Origin of the sequence: Streptomyces sp. NPDC100445 (assembly GCF_044759735.1) — a bacterium.
Taxonomy (GTDB): domain Bacteria; phylum Actinomycetota; class Actinomycetes; order Streptomycetales; family Streptomycetaceae; genus Streptomyces.
Genome location: NZ_JBIVZV010000013.1, coordinates 202998 through 219100, shown reverse-complemented (window position 1 = coordinate 219100; position 16103 = coordinate 202998). Strand labels below are relative to the sequence as shown.

The following is a 16103-nucleotide window of genomic DNA, read 5'->3' as shown; positions in this document are numbered from 1 at the left end:
TACCGATGTCCTTTCCCCTGCTGACAGCGACGGCGGCGCTCCCGGCCCTCGGGGCCGTCGCCACGGCCGCCGTACCGGCCACCCGGCGCACCGCCGCCAAGTGGCTGGCGCTGGTCGTCTCGCTCGCCACGCTCGCCCTGGCCGTCACCGTCCTGGTCCGCTTCGACCCGGGCGGCGCCCGCTACCAGCTCACCGAGTCCCACGCCTGGATCAGCGACTTCGGGGTCCGCTACGAACTGGGCGTCGACGGCATCGCGGTCGCGCTGCTCGCGCTGACCGCCGTCCTGATGCCGTTCATCATCCTGGCCGGGTGGCACGACGCCGACCCGCTGGAGACCGGCAACCGCCGCTGGCGACCCACCCAGGGCTTCTTCGCGCTGATCCTGGCGGTCGAGGCGATGGTGATCATCTCGTTCGAGGCCACCGACGTCTTCCTCTTCTACATCTTCTTCGAAGCCATGCTCATCCCGATGTACTTCCTCATCGGCGGCTTCGGGGACCGTGCCCACGAGCACGGCGAGGAGACGGCGGCCACCCAGCGGTCGTACGCGGCCGTGAAGTTCCTGCTCTACAACCTGGTCGGCGGGCTGATCATGCTGGCCGCGGTGATCGGGCTGTACGTGGTGGCGGGCAACTTCAGCCTCCAGCAGATCGCCGAGGCCCGCGCGAGCGGCTCCCTGCACATGGCGACCGGCACGGAACGCTGGCTGTTCCTCGGCTTCTTCTTCGCCTTCGCGGTGAAGGCGCCGCTGTGGCCGCTGCACACCTGGCTGCCCAACGCGATGCAGGAGTCCACCGCCCCGGTCGCCGTGCTCATCACCGCGGTCGTGGACAAGGTGGGCACCTTCGCGATGCTTCGCTTCTGCCTCCAGCTGTTCCCGCAGGCCAGCAAGTGGGCGACGCCCGTCATCCTGGTCCTGGCGCTGATCAGCGTCCTCTACGGCGCGCTGCTCGCCGTCGGCCAGCGCGACATCAAGCGCCTGGTGGCGTACGCGTCCATCTCCCACTTCGGCTTCATCATCCTGGGCATCTTCGCGATGACCAGCCAGGGCCAGTCCGGCGCGACCCTGTACATGGTCAACCACGGCATCTCCACGGCCGCGCTGATGCTGGTCGCCGGGTTCCTGATCTCCCGGCGCGGCTCGCGGCTCATCGCCGACTACGGAGGCGTGCAGAAGGTCGCCCCGGTGCTCGCCGGCACGTTCCTGATCGGTGGTCTCGCCACCCTCTCGCTGCCCGGCCTCGCGCCGTTCGTGAGCGAGTTCCTGGTCCTGGTCGGCACGTTCGCCCGCTACCCGGTGATCGGGATCATCGCCACCCTCGGCATCGTCCTGGCCGCGCTCTACACCCTGGTCCTGTACCAGCGGACGATGACGGGCCCGGTGAAACCCTCGGTGGCGGCCATGCCCGACCTGCGCGTGCGCGAACTGGTGGTCGTGGCACCGCTGATCGCGCTGCTGATCGTGCTGGGCGTCTACCCGAAGCCCGTCACGGACATCGTCAACCCGGCGGTCAAGCAGACCATGTCCGACGTCCAGAAGAAGGACCCCAAGCCCGCGGTGGAGGCGGCCAAGTGAGCGCAGCAGCCGTCCACAGCCTGTGGACAAACGCGGCCGACCCGATCTCCAAGATCGACGCGCCGAAGATCGAATACGCGCAATTGTCCCCGACCCTGATCGTCATCGGCGCGGCGCTCCTCGGTGTGCTCGTCGAGGCGTTCGTCCCGCGCAGGTTCCGCTACCACGCCCAGCTGATCCTGTCCGCCGCCGCCCTGTGCGCCGGGTTCGCCGCGGTCGTCGCGCTCGCGGCCGGCGGCTACGGCACCACGAAGGCGCACATCGCGGCGATGGGCGCCATCGCGGTCGACGGCCCCGCCCTGTTCCTCCAGGGCACGATCCTGCTGGCCGGCCTGGTCGGGCTGTTCACCTTCGCCGAGCGGCGGCTGGACCCGGCCGCCCACGGCAACCGCGTCGACTCCTTCGCCGCGCAGGCCGCCGCCGTACCCGGCAGCGACAGCGAGAAGGCGGCGGTCCGGGCCGGCTTCACCACCACCGAGGTCTTCCCGCTCCTGCTCTTCGCGGTCGGCGGCATGCTGGTCTTCCCGTCGGCCAACGACCTGCTGACCCTCTTCGTGGCCCTGGAGGTCCTCTCCCTGCCGCTGTACCTGCTGTGCGCCCTGGCCCGCCGCAAGCGGCTCATGTCACAGGAGGCCGCGGTCAAGTACTTCCTGCTCGGCGCGTTCGCCTCCGCGTTCACCCTGTTCGGCATCGCCCTGCTCTACGGCTACGCCGGCTCGGTGTCGTACGCGCGCATCGCCCAGGTCGTCGACGGCACCGCCGGCAACGTCGACCCGGCGCTCGCCGGCACCACCGGCAACGACGTGCTGCTGCTCATCGGCGCCGCCATGATCGTGATGGGGCTGCTGTTCAAGGTCGGCGCGGTGCCGTTCCACATGTGGACGCCCGACGTCTACCAGGGCGCGCCCACCCCCGTGACCGGCTTCATGGCGGCGGCGACGAAGGTGGCCGCGTTCGGCGCGCTGCTGCGCCTGCTGTACGTCGTCCTGCCCGGGCTGCGCTGGGACTGGCGGCCGGTGATGTGGGCCGTGGCCGTCGTCACCATGCTGGGCGGCGCGATCGTCGCCATCACCCAGACCGACATCAAGCGGCTGCTGGCGTACTCGTCCATCGCGCACGCCGGGTTCATCCTCGCCGGCGTCATCGCCACGTCACGGGACGGGGTGTCCTCCGTCCTCTTCTACCTGGCCGGCTACTCCTTCGTGACGATCGGCGCCTTCGCCGTGGTCACGCTGGTCCGCGACGCCGGCGGCGAGGCGACCCACCTGTCCAAGTGGGCGGGGCTCGGCCGCCGCTCGCCGCTGGTGGCCGCCGTCTTCGCGGTCTTCCTGCTGGCCTTCGCCGGCATCCCGCTGACCTCGGGCTTCGCGGGGAAGTTCGCCGTGTTCAAGGCGGCGGCGGACGGCGGGGCGGCCCCGCTGGTCGTGATCGGTGTGATCTCCTCGGCCATCGCCGCGTTCTTCTACATCCGGGTGATCGTCCTGATGTTCTTCAGCGAGCCGCGGCCCGACGGCCCGACCGTCGCCGTGCCGTCACCGCTGACCATGGTGGCGATCGGCATGGGCGTCGCGGTGACCCTGGTCCTCGGGGTGGCACCGCAGTACTTCCTGGACCTGGCCGGCCAGGCCGGGGTCTTCGTCCGCTGACCCCCATCCGCGCGCGCCGCTGCCCGGCCCCCTCGCCGCGAGGGCGCCGGGCAGCGGCGCGCGCGGATGACCGGCGTCACCATTCCGGGGTCCGGCCTGTGGATAACTCCGGCGCTGTCGGTCCGGGCCCCTATGGTGGAGGCAGCGGTCGAGAGACGACACACGGGGGACCGACGGGGGCAGGACGATGGGCGCGACGGGCGGGATCAGTGAGATGCCACAGGTGACCGAGGGACCGGAGACGGCCGACAGCGGGGCACTGGCCACCGACAGCGAGGCACTGGCCACGCTGCACCGGGTCTTCGGGTACGGCGCCTTCCGGGGCGAGCAGCAGGCCGTCATCGAGCACGTGGTCGCGGGCGGCGACGCCCTCGTCCTCATGCCGACCGGCGGCGGCAAGTCGCTGTGCTACCAGATCCCGGCCCTGGTCCGGCCCGGCACCGGCGTGGTGGTCTCCCCGCTGATCGCCCTCATGCAGGACCAGGTGGACGCCCTGCGCGCCCTCGGTGTCCGCGCCGGCTTCATGAACTCCACCCAGGGCTTCGACGAGCGGCGCACGGTCGAGGCCGAGTTCCTGGCGGGCGAGCTCGACCTGCTGTACCTGGCGCCGGAGCGGCTGCGCCTGGACTCCACGCTGAACCTGCTCTCCCGCGGCAAGATCTCCGTCTTCGCCATCGACGAGGCGCACTGCGTCGCCCAGTGGGGCCACGACTTCCGCCCCGACTACCTGTCGCTGTCCCTGCTCGGCGAGCGCTGGCCGGACGTCCCGCGGATCGCCCTGACCGCCACGGCCACCCGCGCCACCCACCGGGAGATCACCGAGCGGCTGAACCTGCCGACGGCCCGCCACTTCGTCGCCAGCTTCGACCGGCCCAACATCCAGTACCGGATCGTGCCCAAGGCCGACCCCAAGAAGCAGCTGCTGGCCTTCCTCCGGGAGGAGCACGCGGGCGACGCCGGCATCGTGTACTGCCTCTCGCGCAACTCGGTCGAGCGAACGGCGGAGTTCCTGACCGCCAACGGCATCGCGGCGGTGCCCTACCACGCGGGTCTGGACGCGGCCGTCCGCGCCGCCCACCAGTCCCGGTTCCTGCGCGAGGAGGGCCTGGTCGTCGTGGCGACCATCGCCTTCGGCATGGGCATCGACAAGCCGGACGTCCGCTTCGTCGCACACCTGGACCTGCCCAAGTCCATCGAGGGCTACTACCAGGAGACCGGCCGCGCGGGCCGGGACGGGCTGCCGTCCACCGCCTGGATGGCGTACGGCCTCAACGACGTCATACAGCAGCGCAAGCTCATCCAGTCCGGCGAGGGCGACGAGGCGTTCCGCCGCCGTGCCGCCGCCCACCTCGACGCCATGCTCGCCCTGTGCGAGACGGCTCAGTGCCGCCGCGCCCAGCTCCTCGCCTACTTCGGCCAGGATCCCGAGCCGGTGGCCTGCGGCAACTGCGACACCTGCCTGACCCCGCCGGAGACCTGGGACGGCACCGTCGCCGCGCAGAAGGTGCTGTCCACGGTCGTACGGCTCCAGCGCGAGCGCGGGCAGAAGTTCGGCGCGGTCCAGATCATCGACATCCTCCTCGGCAAGCGCAGCGCCAAGGTCATCCAGTTCGACCACGACCAGCTGTCCGTCTTCGGCATCGGCCAGGACCTCACCGAGGGCGAGTGGCGGGGCGTCATCCGGCAACTGCTCGCCCAGGGCCTGCTCGCGGTCGAGGGGGAGTACGGCACCCTGACGCTGACCGAGGCCAGCGGCGCGGTGCTGCGGCGGGAGCGCGAGGTCCCGCTGCGCAAGGAACCCAAGAAGCCGACCGCGGTCCGGTCCCGGTCGGGCGGCGCCTCCGGCGGGGAGCGCAAGGCCAGGGCCGCCGCGGTCGAGCTGCCCGGGGAGCTGCTCCCGGCCTTCGAGGCCCTGCGGGCCTGGCGTGCCGAACAGGCCAGGGAGCAGGGCGTCCCGGCGTACGTCATCTTCCACGACGCCACCCTGCGGGAGATCGTCACCCAGCGGCCCCGTTCCGTGCGCGAACTGGGCACGGTGAACGGCGTCGGCGAGAAGAAGCTGGTGACGTACGGGGAAGGGGTGCTGGAGGTCCTGGCCGCCCTGGACGGACCGGCCCCGGACGCCGCCGCGGACGCCGCCGTCCCGGACGCCGCCGCGGACGCCGCCGTCCCGGACGCCGCCGTCCCGGCCCCCGCGGCCGCTCCCGAGGACACCGCATCCGCCGAGTCCCCCGAGGACCACTGGCCCGAGCCGGAGGACGAGCCGGAGCCCGACGACTGGATGTGACCGAGCCGGGCCCGAGGCGCGGCGCCCGAGGTGCCCCGGGCGCGGCCGGTCAGGACAGGGCCGTCAGACCCGGTGCGAAGGTGATCAGCAGCGGCACCAGCGGGACCAGCGCGGCCACCGTCGTCGTCAGGGCGCGCTGCCGGCGCAGGAGCCGCGGCGGCGGCTCCAGCAGCCGGTCCACGCGTTCGCCGAGCAGACGGCGGCTGGAGTCGCAGGACAGCACACCCCGGTGCTGGTTCAGCTCGATCAGCGCCAGGGCCGTGGTGAGGTGCCCGCAGCGCCGGGACGCCGTGTCGTCGGCGGCCAGCTCGACCAGGCGGTGCGTCTGGTCGCAGAAGTGGGCGAAGAGCGGCACGCGCGGGAAACCCGTGGCCAGCGCCGTGGACAGGTGCAGCAGCCAGTCGTGATGCGCCCGGGCGTGACCGCGCTCGTGGGTGAGCACGGCGTCCAGCTGGTGGTCGGTCAGGCGGTGCAGCGCCCCCGTGGTGACGACGAGTTGCGCGGGGTGGCCGGGCAGCCACCAGGCGTCCGGGTACTCGTCCTCCAGCACCAGCATCGGGCCGCGCGCCGCCGGCAGTCCGGCCGGCAGGTCGGGGGCGCGCTCGCGCAGCTGCGCCCTGGTCTGGCCGCGGCTGCGGCGGGCCTCGAAGAGTTCCCGGCCCAGCATGGCCGTCGTCCAGCCGGCCCCGCAGGCCAGCAGCACGGTCAGGGCGGCGGCCCACACCGGCGCGGCGGACAGGTCGTAGGCGGCGGTGACGGCGGGCGGCGCGGGGGCGAACACCCGGTCGCGGACGGTGTGGAAGACGGCGGCCGTGCCGAGGACCAGCGCGGTCAGGCAGCACAGCAGGACGGTGGCGACCAGGCACTGCCACACCCACAGCGCGACCACGGGGTCCCGCTCGGGCCAGGCGGCGCGGGTCAGCGCGCGCGGTGCCGGCACGGCGGCCGTCAGGGCGACGACGCTCAGCAGGAGCAGGCAGACGGTCATGCCGGGGCTCCGGTTCCTGGTCGGGAAGGGGCGTGCGGGGATCGGTGGTGCCGGGCGCGCGGCGGGGCGGCCGCGCACCGCCGCGTGTGATGCGTGTCCCTGTCAGTATGACGAAGACGGGCCCCCGGAGTCAGGTGCCGGAGCCGATCCGGTGGACCCGCTGCGGGCGAGCGGGGTCGCCCCGGGCCGGACGCCGGGGGGACGGCGCCCGGCGCGGGGGTCAGAAGGCCACGACCCGCCCGGTGACCTCGCCCAGGCCGACCCGGTGTCCGTCGGCGCCGGGGGCCCAGGCCGTGAGGGTCACCACGTCCCCGTCCTCCAGGAACGTCCGCTTGCCGTCGGGTAGTTCGAGGGGATCGCGGCCGTTCCAGGTCAGCTCCAGCAGCGAGCCGCGCTGGTGCTCGGCGGGGCCGCTGACCGTGCCGGAGCCGTACAGGTCGCCGGTGCGCAGCGAGGCGCCGTTGACCGTCATGTGGGCGAGTTGCTGGGCTGCGGTCCAGTACATGGTGGAGAACGGCGGCTCGGAGACCACATGGCCGTTGACCGCGACGGAGATGCGCAGGTCGTAGCCGTCCCGGTCCACGCCGGGCGCGGAGTCGTCCAGGTAGGGCAGCAGGGGGTGGGTGCGCTCCGGGGGTGCCACGCGCGCGTGCTCCAGCGCCGCCAGCGGGGTGATCCACGCCGACACCGAGGTGGCGAACGACTTGGCGAGGAACGGGCCGAGGGGCACGTACTCCCAGGCCTGGATGTCCCGCGCGGACCAGTCGTTCAGCAGGCACAGCCCGAAGACGTGCTCGCGGAACTCGCCGAGCCCGACCGGCCGGCCCTGCTCGGAGGGGGCGCCCACGACGAAGCCGACCTCGGCCTCGATGTCCAGCCGGACCGACGGGCCGAAGACCGGCGCCGGGTCGCCCGGGCCCTTGCGCTGGCCACAGGGGCGTACGACGTCCGTGCCGGAGACCACGACTGTGCCGGCCCGCCCGTGGTAGCCGACCGGCAGGTGCTTCCAGTTGGGCATGAGGGAGTCCGCGGCGTCCGGGCGGAAGATCCGGCCGGCGTTGCGGGCGTGGTGCTCCGAGGCGTAGAAGTCGACGTAGTCCGCGACCTCGAAGGGCAGGTGCAGGGTCACCTCGGACAGGGCGTGGAACAGCGGCTCGACCGTCGCGCGGTGCGCGGGGTCCGTGACCCAGGAGACGAGGTCGCGCCGCACCTCCGACCAGGTGCCGGGACCGGCCGCCAGCAGCGGGTTGAGGGTGGGCCGCCCGAGCAGTGAGCGGTGCGGCGAGCCGAGGGCCGCGGCGGCGGCGCCCGCGTCGAGGACGTGGTCCCCGAGCCGGACCCCGACCCTCGGCCCGGTGCCGTCGGAGGGTGAGAACACGCCGTAGGGAAGGTTGTGCGGGCCGAAGGGGTCGCCCTCGGGGACGTCGAAGGGGGGCATGGGGTGCTGCCTCGCTCTCATCCAGGCCATCCATGGCACTGCGTTCCATGTGGTCGGGCCACACGTTACGGCTGATCCCCGTGGATTGGGCAGTGCCTTCCGGGGTGCCCGGGGGGTTGTCCGCACGATGCCTAAAGGGTTCGCAATGTCCGGATGACCCTTGTCGGAGGCGGTAGTTCCGGCTTAGCGTCGTTTCGGGACGCGGACGGGGCCGATCTCTGGGGGGACACGTGGGGGCACCCGTGGCCGGGGACGCCGTCGGCGCACCGTGGACGGCCGACCGTGACGTGCCGGGCCTGATCGTCAAGTTCGGCCACTACCCGCTGCACCACGGAGGCGTCGGCGCGATCCGCAGCCTGGGTCGCCTGGGCGTGCCCATGTACGCGATCAGCGAGGACCGGTACACACCGGCGGCGTCGTCCCGGTACCTGAGGAAGGCGTTCGTGTGGCCGACGACCGGTGCGGAGGACCCGGACCACCTGGTCGAGGGCCTGCTGCGGATCGGCCGTCGGATCGGCCGCCCCGCCGTCCTGATCCCGACGGACGAGGAGGCCGCCGTCCTGATCGCCGAGCACCAGGAGCACCTGGCCGGCTCCTTCCTCTTCCCGCGCGTGGACCCGGGGCTGCCGCGCCGGCTGGCGAGCAAGGAGGGGCTGCACGACCTGTGCGCGGAGCACGGCGTGGCGAGTCCCGCGGCCGCGTTCCCGCGGTCGTACGGGGACGTCGTCGCCTTCGCGGACCGCACCCGTTTCCCGGTGGTGGCCAAGAACCGGGAGGCGTTCGTGCGGCGCCGGCGGCCCGCGGTGCACGGCACCACCCGGATCGGCACGCGTGAGGGGCTGCTCAGCCTGGCCCGCGACTGGGGCGGGGAGCCCGGAGTGGTCCTCCAGGAGTACCTGCCGCGCGAGGACGCCGAGGACTGGATCGTGCACGCCTGCTTCGACCAGGACTCCAGCCCGCTGGCGCTGTTCACCGGCGTCAAGGTGCGCTCCTGGCCGCCGCACGCCGGCATGACGGCGCACGCGTACGTCGTCGACAACCCGGAACTCGCCGGGCTCGCCGCGCGTTTCGTCAGACGGATCGGCTTCAGCGGCGTCGTCGACCTCGACCTGCGCTTCGACCGGCGCGACGGCCGGTACAAGCTCCTCGACTTCAACCCGCGGGTGGGCGCCCAGTTCCGGCTCTTCGAGAACGCGTCCGGCGTGGACGTCGTACGCGCCCTGCACCTGCACCTGACCGGCCGTGCCGTCCCCCGGGCGGAACAGCGCGCCGGCCACCGCTACATCGTGGAGAACATCGACCTCCCCGCCCTCCTCGCCTACCGCCGCAGCGGATACACCACCCCGCACGCGCCGGTGCGGGCCAGCGGCACGGAGCTGGCCTGGTTCGCGGGGGACGACCCGCTGCCGTTCCTCACGATGCTCGCCCGCTTCGTGCGCCCCGGCGCACGGCACCTGTGCCAGCTGTGGCGAGCGCACCGCCGCGACGGCACCACCGGCAAGCGGGCGGGGCGGGCGGGACCGTGAGGCAGGCAGGGCCATGACCAAGTCGCGCACCGCGTCCAGGGAGGGCACCTCGTGAATCGACCGGTCGCAGTCATCGGGGCGGGACCGTTCGGCCTGTCCACCGCCGCCCACCTGCGGGCCCGCGGCATCCCCGTCCGCGTCTTCGGCGAGCCCATGGTCAGCTGGCGCGACCACATGCCCGAGGGCATGCTCCTGAAGTCGACGCCCGCCGCCTCGAACCTCGACTGCCCGCAGCCCGGCCACACCCTCGCCGACTACTGCGACGCGGCCGGCGTCCGCCGCCTGGTGACCGACGAGGACATCATCCCGGTGGAGACGTTCACCGCCTACGGCGAGTGGTTCCAGCGCGCGCTGGTGCCCGGTCTGGAGCGGGTGCGCGTCGGCTCGGTCGAGCACGACCGGGGCGGTGGTCTCGCCCTCCGGCTGGACTCCGGTGAGTCGTTCACCGCGCGCGCCGTCGTCGTCGCCACCGGTCTGTCGGGCTTCGCCCACCTGCCGCCGGAGCTGACGGGAGCGGCGGCCGGCGGACCCTCCCCGTCCGGCCCGGTCTCGCACAGCTCCCAGCACCACGACCTCGGCCGGTTCGCCGGCCGGGAGGTGATCGTCGTCGGCGCCGGCCAGTCCGCGCTGGAGACGGCGACGCTCGCGGCGGAGGCGGGGGCCCGGGTGCGCGTGGTCGCGCGCGGCCGGGGGCGGGTCGCCTTCGGCAGCCCGCCGTGGCGGCAGCCGGCGTTCCGGCCGCGGTCCCCGTTCGGCCGCGCCTGGTCGCTGTGGGCGCTCAGCCGCCACCCGGATCCGTACCGCTTCCTGCCCGAGGCCACCCGCCACTACCTGGTCCGCCGGGTCCTCGGCCCGCTCGGCGCCTGGTGGCTGCGTGAGCGTTTCGAGCGCGGGGTGCGGGTGCGGGACGTGGAGCGGGTGGTGGGCGCCGAGGCCCCGGACGGCACCCCGGTGCTGACCGTCCGCACCCACGGCGGGCGGACCGAGCGGCTCGCCGCCGACCACGTCATCGCCGCCACCGGCTACCGCGTCGACCTCGCGGCGCTGGACTTCCTCGGCCCCGGGCTGCGCGGCCGGCTCGCGGTGAGCCGCGGTGCGCCGAGGCTCGGCCCCGGCTGCGTCTCCTCCGTGCCGGGCCTGTACTTCACCGGTCTGCCGGCGGCGTCGTCGTACGGCCCGGTGATGCGGTTCGTCTGCGGCACGGAGTTCGCCTCCCCGCGCCTGGCGAGACACCTGGCGGCGGCCCACGGCTGACCCCGCCGCGCCGGTGCCGGCCGGGGCCCGGTCAGCGGGCAAGTGCCTGCGGGAGCAGGTGAGTCGGCGGGCCGGGCGGTCCGTATTCTCTGATCATGGCACCCACCCCCGCGTACGACCTGATCGCCACCGACCTGGACGGGACGCTGCTGCGCGACGACGACACCGTCTCCGACCGGTCTGTGGCCGCGCTCGCGCGGGTGGCGCGGGCCGGCGCCCGGCATCTGGTGGTGACGGGCCGGCCGGCGCCGCGGGTACGGCCGCTCCTGGCGGGCCTCGGCCGCGCGGGCCTCGCGGTGTGCGGGCAGGGCGCGCAGCTCTACGACGCCGGGACCGACCGCCTGCTGTGGTCGGTCCGGCTGGACCGGGAACTGGCGGAGACCGCGCTCGGCAAGATCGAGGCGGAGGTGGGGCAGGTCTTCGCGGCGGTCGACCAGGACGGCGTGGATGGGCTCACGCTCGTCGAGCCCGGCTACCGCATGCCCCGTCCGACGCTGCCCGCGCTGCGGGTCGGCCGGCGGGACGACCTGTGGCGGGCGCCGATCAGCAAGGTGCTGCTGCGGCACCCCGTCCTGTCCGACGACGAGCTGGCGGCCGTGGCCCGCGCGGCGGTGGGCTCGCTGGCGACGGTCACGATGTCGGGGCCGGGGACCGTGGAGCTCCAGCCGAGCGGGGTGACCAAGGCGACGGGGCTCGCGCTGGCCGCCGAGCGGCTGGGGGTCGCCGCCGAACGGGCCGTCGCGTTCGGGGACATGCCCAACGACATCCCGATGTTCCGGTGGGCGGGCCACGGCGTCGCGATGGCCGGTGCCCACCCCGAACTGAGGGCCATCGCGGACGAGGTCACCTCGTCCAACGAGGACGACGGCGTCGCCGTCGTCCTCGAGAGACTGTTCCCGGCCGGCTGACCGGGAGGGTCGGCCGACCGGGTGGGCCGGGAGGCCGGCGGCGTCGGCCGCCGGTGCCGGTCAGTACGCGCCGAAGACGTTGTCGATCGAGCCGTACCGCGCGGCCGCGTAGTTGCACGCGGCGGTGATGTTCGCGACCGGGTCGTAGATGTCGAACGACGTGCCGGCCACGTGGTAGGCCTTGAAGGTGGGGTCGATGACCTGGAGCAGCCCCTTGGAGGGGATGCCGGCGGCCGCGTTGGAGTCCCACAGGTTGATGGCGGCCGGGTTGCCCGACGACTCGCGGATGATGTTGCGGTAGATGCCGTTGTAGGTGCCCGGGATGCCCTTCTGGGCCATGATCGCGAGCGACTCGCGGATCCAGCCGTCGAGGTTGTTCGGGTAGCCGGCCGGGGTGGTGGCGGCGGCCGGGGCGGCGGTGGTGGTGGCCGCGGCGGCGCCGGTGGCGCCGATGAGCGGCAGGGCGAGGACGACGGCGCCGGTGCCCGCGGCGGTGAGGACGCGGACGAGGCGGCTGGTGCGGGTACGGCGGGGCTGAGCGGCGGCAGACATGGGGGTGTTCCTCTCCGTCGCCTGCGAGGTGAGCTGTCGGGTTCGGGCGGGGAGGCGCCCGGCCGTGCCCTGGAGGAGGCACGGCTTCACCCCTAGCCGTCCCGGTGCGGCGTGTGCCGTTCCGGACCGGCGGCTTACCTGGGTCCCCCGCTCCTGCCGTACGAATGGGTTCGTCGATGGGTTATGCGGGCGGCGGCAGGATTAGGCGTCCGCCCGACGGCCGGGAACGTATGCGAGAGCACATGTCGGGAACAAGTGCCGGATTCACACATCGCACCGTTTGACCTTGATCGACGCCGTATGGGGTGCTTGATCCTTTGCGGTCGCCAATCCTCAACTCGCCTACGGCGCAAGGGTTCGGGCGGGCCGTGCCCGGTAGGGCTGCGGAACGGGCGCGTGACCCAATTCACGAAATGGCAAATCATTCCAAAACAGACAAGAGGGAATCGGCGGATTCTCGACCCCGGGGGGTCCGGGCCGGGGAAGGCGGGGTGGGGGTCCGCGTCATTGCCGCCTCTCGGTGGGCGTGGCCGAAAGGTGGCGGGCCGGAGTTCGGAGAGGTCACGAAAGAATAACCGAATTACGGTTAAGTCGATAAATGTCCGTTCTTACCATCCGATCACACTCGCGCCCGTTCTGGTCCGATACCGCCCGGGCTGGACCGGTGGGCGCTAGCGGTGATCGAAAGAGGACCGGATACGCTGAGTTGAGTGAGGGCAGCGACCTATCGACAAACCGTGTGATCGCCAGCAGACAGCAGCAGACAGGAGACCCCTCGTGACCGTCGTCGGGCCGTTCGGGCTGAGCGTGCGGGACCAGGCTCTGGAAGCCGATGTCCAGGCCGGATTGACGGCTGTCGAGGAAGGCTTGCTCGAGGCCACCAAGAGCGAGGTCCCGTTCATCACGGAGGCCGCGCAGCACCTCGTACGGGCCGGCGGGAAGCGGTTCCGGCCGCTGCTCGTCATGCTCGCGGCGCAGTTCGGCGACCCCTACGCGCCCGGTGTCGTACCGTCCGCCGTGGTCGTGGAGCTGACCCACCTGGCCACGCTGTACCACGACGACGTCATGGACGAGGCGACCGTGCGGCGCGGCGTGGCCAGCGCCAACACGCGCTGGGGCAACTCCGTCGCGGTCCTCACCGGCGACTTCCTCTTCGCCCGCGCCTCCCAGATCCTCGCCGACCTCGGCCCCGAGGCGGTCCGGGTGCAGGCCCTCGCGTTCGAACGGCTGGTCACCGGCCAGATCCTGGAGACCGCGGGTCCCTCGGACGGCCGCGACCCGGTCGAGCACTACCTGGACGTGCTCGGCGGCAAGACGGGCTCCCTGGTCGCGGTCGCCTGCCGGTTCGGCGCGATGATGTCCGGCGCCGACGAGCGGGTCGTCGACGTCCTCACCCAGTACGGCGAACGGCTCGGGGTCGCCTTCCAGCTCGCCGACGACGTCCTGGACATCGCCTCCGACTCCCACGAGTCCGGCAAGACCCCGGGCACCGACCTGCGCGAGGGCATCCCCACCCTCCCCGTGCTCCGGCTGCGCGAGCGCGCCGCCCGGCTGGGCCGGTCCGAGGACGTCGCCCTGTGCGCGCTGCTCGACTCCGACCTCAGCGACGACGCCCGGCACGCCGAGGCGCTGACCGCGCTGCGCGCCCACCCCGCGCTGGAGCAGGCCCGCCGGGACACCGTGCGGTACGCGGAGGAGGCGCGGGCCGCGCTGCTGCCGCTGCCGGAGTGCGACGCCAAGGCGGCGCTGCTGGAGCTGTGCGACGCGGTGGTGCACCGCGCCGGCTGAACCGCCGAGGCACCCTCCCGGGCGGCGTCACCCCGCACGACCCCTACGGGTCGGGGGAGATGCCGCCTCCTCATGTCATACCGCAGGCGTACACGGAGTTGGCCCCGAGGGCTGACGCTTCGGCGCGGCCGATTTGGTCAGATGGTCACCACGGACATCACCACTCCTCACCGATCCGGGTGAGAATGGCGGCTCAGGTGTACCAGCGTGAGGACAGCCGCCGCCGACGACGGAGGTAAGGCACACATGGCACCGTACGCATCCGACGACGCAGTGGGCGCCGAGCGCGACGAGGACCCGCGTCCCGGCCGGCGCAAGGCCGCCCGGTACGCCGTCCCGGTCGCGGTGGTGGGGGTGGCGGCGGCCACGATCGGGCTCGTCCCGGCGCTCGCCGACTCCGGCGACCCCGACCTGCCGAGGATCAGCGCGCAGCAGCTCATCGAGAAGATCGCCAGGTCGGACGTGCAGCGGCTGTCCGGCACCGTGAAGATCAGCACCGACCTCGGCCTGCCCGAACTCGGCGGCCTGGAGGACAAGCTGCTCTCCGGGGCGGCCGGTGGCTCCGGCGACGGCTCCTCCGCCGACCCGCGCGCCAGGCTCACCGAGCTGGTCTCCGGCACGCACACCCTGCGCGTCGCCGCCGACGGCCCCGACCGGCAGAAGCTGTCACTGGTGGAGAGCGGCGCCGAGTACAGCCTCATCCACGACGGCAAGGACGTCTGGGGCTACGACAGCAAGAGCAACCAGGTCCACCACTCCACCACGGCCCGCTCCGGCCGGGACCGCGGCGCCGAGCCGCCGGCCACGCCGAAGGACTTCGCCGAGCAGGCCCTGAAGTCGGTCGACGACACCACGTCCGTCACCGTCGACGGCACCGCGCAGGTCGCCGGGCGCGACGCCTACAAGCTGCTGATCCGGCCCCGGCAGTCCGGCACCACCGTCGGCGCGATCAGCATCGCCGTGGACGCGCGGACGGGCCTGCCGCTGAAGTTCACGCTGACCCCGAGCGGCGGCGGCGCCGCCGTCGTCGACGCCGGCTTCACCCGGGTCTCCTTCGCCGAACCGGCCGCCTCCACCTTCGCGTTCACCCCGCCCAAGGGCGCCAAGGTCACCGAGGGCACGGACGGGTCCGCGCGGCCGGAGCACGACCGGGCCGGCGGGACGTCCCGGCACGGTGCTCCCGGGCACGCCCCGCGGCCGGGCGGGGAAGCCGCCCGGGGGCTGTCCGGGGCCGAGGTCCTCGGCAAGGGCTGGACGTCCGTCGCCACCTTCGACACGGGTGCGCACGGCGGCCTGCCCACCGGCGCCAAGGGCGGTGACCTGGGCGGCTTCCTCGGCTCGATCGGTGAACCGGCCTCCGGCGCCTTCGGCAAGGGCACCGTCTTCTCCACCCGACTGGTCAACGCCCTGATCACCGACGACGGCAGGGTCTACGCCGGCGCGGTCACCAAGGACGCCCTGGTGAAGGCGGCCGACGCGGCGAAGTGACCGTCCGGGGACGACGGGCGCCCGAGCGGGGGAGCGACGTTCAGGCGCCCGGCGTCTCGTGGGGGAAGCGCGCGAGCGGAGCCTCGCGCGCGAAGAACGTCTTGGCGCGCGCCAGCGCCTCGGTGTCCCCGAGTACGTCGCCGGGCGCGCTGCCGTTGCCGAGCAGGACCCCGCCGAAGCGCATCCCCAGATAGGCGGCCGAGTTGTTGAGCGTGCCGATGTAGGGGGCGGCGACCGACGGCTGGTCGGCGGCGAGGGCGGCGACGCCCCACAGCGTGCGGCCGGCCATGGTGTCCTTGAAGCCGACGCCGGGGACGCGCAGCCAGGCCGACCAGTGGTCGAGGTAGCGCTTGGTGAGGCTGGACACCGAGTACCAGTACAGCGGTGAGGCGATCACCAGGTCGGTCGCCGCGAGCGTCGCGTCGAGCAGCTCACCGGCGGGGGTGTCGGACGGCGGTCGGACGTAGTCGCTGTCGTGGCGCAGGTCCTCGAAGTCGGGCAGGGGGTGGTCGGCGAGTCGTATCCAGCGCCGTTCGACGTCCTCGGGCAACTGCTCGGCCGCCGCGCGGGCCAGCAGCTCGGTGTTGCCCTCGGCGCGGGCGCTGCCCAGGACGAAGAGGAAGCGGCGGGTCATGGGTCCCCCAGATGGAT

At 73.2% G+C, this 16103-nt stretch carries 12 protein-coding genes and 1 riboswitch; of the genes, 8 read left to right on the top strand and 4 right to left on the bottom strand.

The genetic code is table 11. The features are described 5' to 3' along the window. Window positions 1-5 precede the first annotated feature (5 nt). From ACIQVT_RS28365 to recQ, 3 genes are all read left to right on the top strand, one after another. Window positions 6-1577: an NADH-quinone oxidoreductase subunit M gene (locus ACIQVT_RS28365; RefSeq protein WP_403759983.1), complete on the top strand. Its 1572-nt coding sequence runs from the start codon at window positions 6-8 to the stop codon at window positions 1575-1577. Further along, window positions 1574-3223 (top strand): NADH-quinone oxidoreductase subunit NuoN, encoded by a 1650-nt coding sequence (gene nuoN, locus ACIQVT_RS28360; RefSeq protein WP_403759980.1) that lies wholly within the window; start codon window positions 1574-1576, stop codon window positions 3221-3223. The genes ACIQVT_RS28365 and nuoN overlap by 4 nt, the downstream gene beginning before the upstream one ends. 187 nt (window positions 3224-3410) lie before the next feature. Further along, the gene (gene recQ, locus ACIQVT_RS28355; protein WP_403759978.1) at window positions 3411-5510 is read left to right on the top strand and encodes a DNA helicase RecQ; all 2100 of its coding nucleotides are present in this window, start codon (window positions 3411-3413) and stop codon (window positions 5508-5510) included. Window positions 5511-5559: 49 nt separating this feature from the next. Here recQ and ACIQVT_RS28350 read toward each other — a convergent pair whose 3' ends face one another. Further along, window positions 5560-6498: a M56 family metallopeptidase gene (locus ACIQVT_RS28350; protein ID WP_403759975.1), complete on the bottom strand. Its 939-nt coding sequence runs from the start codon at window positions 6496-6498 to the stop codon at window positions 5560-5562. Window positions 6499-6718: 220 nt separating this feature from the next. Beyond that, window positions 6719-7936, bottom strand: coding sequence for a fumarylacetoacetase (gene fahA, locus ACIQVT_RS28345; protein WP_403760264.1), 1218 nt, complete (start codon window positions 7934-7936; stop codon window positions 6719-6721). 230 nt (window positions 7937-8166) lie between these two features. On the opposite strand from fahA, the gene ACIQVT_RS28340 reads away from it, so the two are divergent. The 3 genes from ACIQVT_RS28340 (at window position 8167) to ACIQVT_RS28330 (ending at window position 11624) form a co-directional block, all read left to right on the top strand. Beyond that, window positions 8167-9462: an ATP-grasp domain-containing protein gene (locus tag ACIQVT_RS28340; protein ID WP_403759972.1), complete on the top strand. Its 1296-nt coding sequence runs from the start codon at window positions 8167-8169 to the stop codon at window positions 9460-9462. A gap of 51 nt (window positions 9463-9513) precedes the next feature. Next, window positions 9514-10716, top strand: coding sequence for an FAD-dependent oxidoreductase (locus tag ACIQVT_RS28335; protein ID WP_403759969.1), 1203 nt, complete (start codon window positions 9514-9516; stop codon window positions 10714-10716). Between the two features lie 95 nt (window positions 10717-10811). Then, window positions 10812-11624 (top strand): HAD family hydrolase, encoded by an 813-nt coding sequence (locus ACIQVT_RS28330; protein ID WP_403759966.1) that lies wholly within the window; start codon window positions 10812-10814, stop codon window positions 11622-11624. 60 nt (window positions 11625-11684) lie between these two features. Here the strand turns inward: ACIQVT_RS28330 and ACIQVT_RS28325 are convergent, their stop codons facing one another. After that, window positions 11685-12176, bottom strand: a complete 492-nt coding sequence (locus tag ACIQVT_RS28325; protein WP_403759964.1) for a transglycosylase SLT domain-containing protein — start codon at window positions 12174-12176, stop codon at window positions 11685-11687. A 5-nt stretch (window positions 12177-12181) separates the two neighbouring features. After that, a riboswitch (cyclic di-AMP (ydaO/yuaA leader) is annotated at window positions 12182-12362 on the bottom strand. A 591-nt stretch (window positions 12363-12953) separates the two neighbouring features. Between ACIQVT_RS28325 and ACIQVT_RS28320 the strand changes: the two genes are divergently transcribed. After that, window positions 12954-13964 carry a polyprenyl synthetase family protein gene (locus ACIQVT_RS28320; RefSeq protein WP_403759961.1) on the top strand — a complete coding sequence of 337 codons (1011 nt, stop codon included), beginning with the start codon at window positions 12954-12956 and terminating at the stop codon, window positions 13962-13964. 246 nt (window positions 13965-14210) lie between these two features. Next, window positions 14211-15452: an outer membrane lipoprotein carrier protein LolA gene (locus ACIQVT_RS28315; protein ID WP_403759958.1), complete on the top strand. Its 1242-nt coding sequence runs from the start codon at window positions 14211-14213 to the stop codon at window positions 15450-15452. 40 nt (window positions 15453-15492) lie between these two features. Here ACIQVT_RS28315 and ACIQVT_RS28310 read toward each other — a convergent pair whose 3' ends face one another. Continuing rightward, window positions 15493-16086: a flavodoxin family protein gene (locus ACIQVT_RS28310; RefSeq protein WP_403759955.1), complete on the bottom strand. Its 594-nt coding sequence runs from the start codon at window positions 16084-16086 to the stop codon at window positions 15493-15495. Window positions 16087-16103 lie beyond the last annotated feature (17 nt).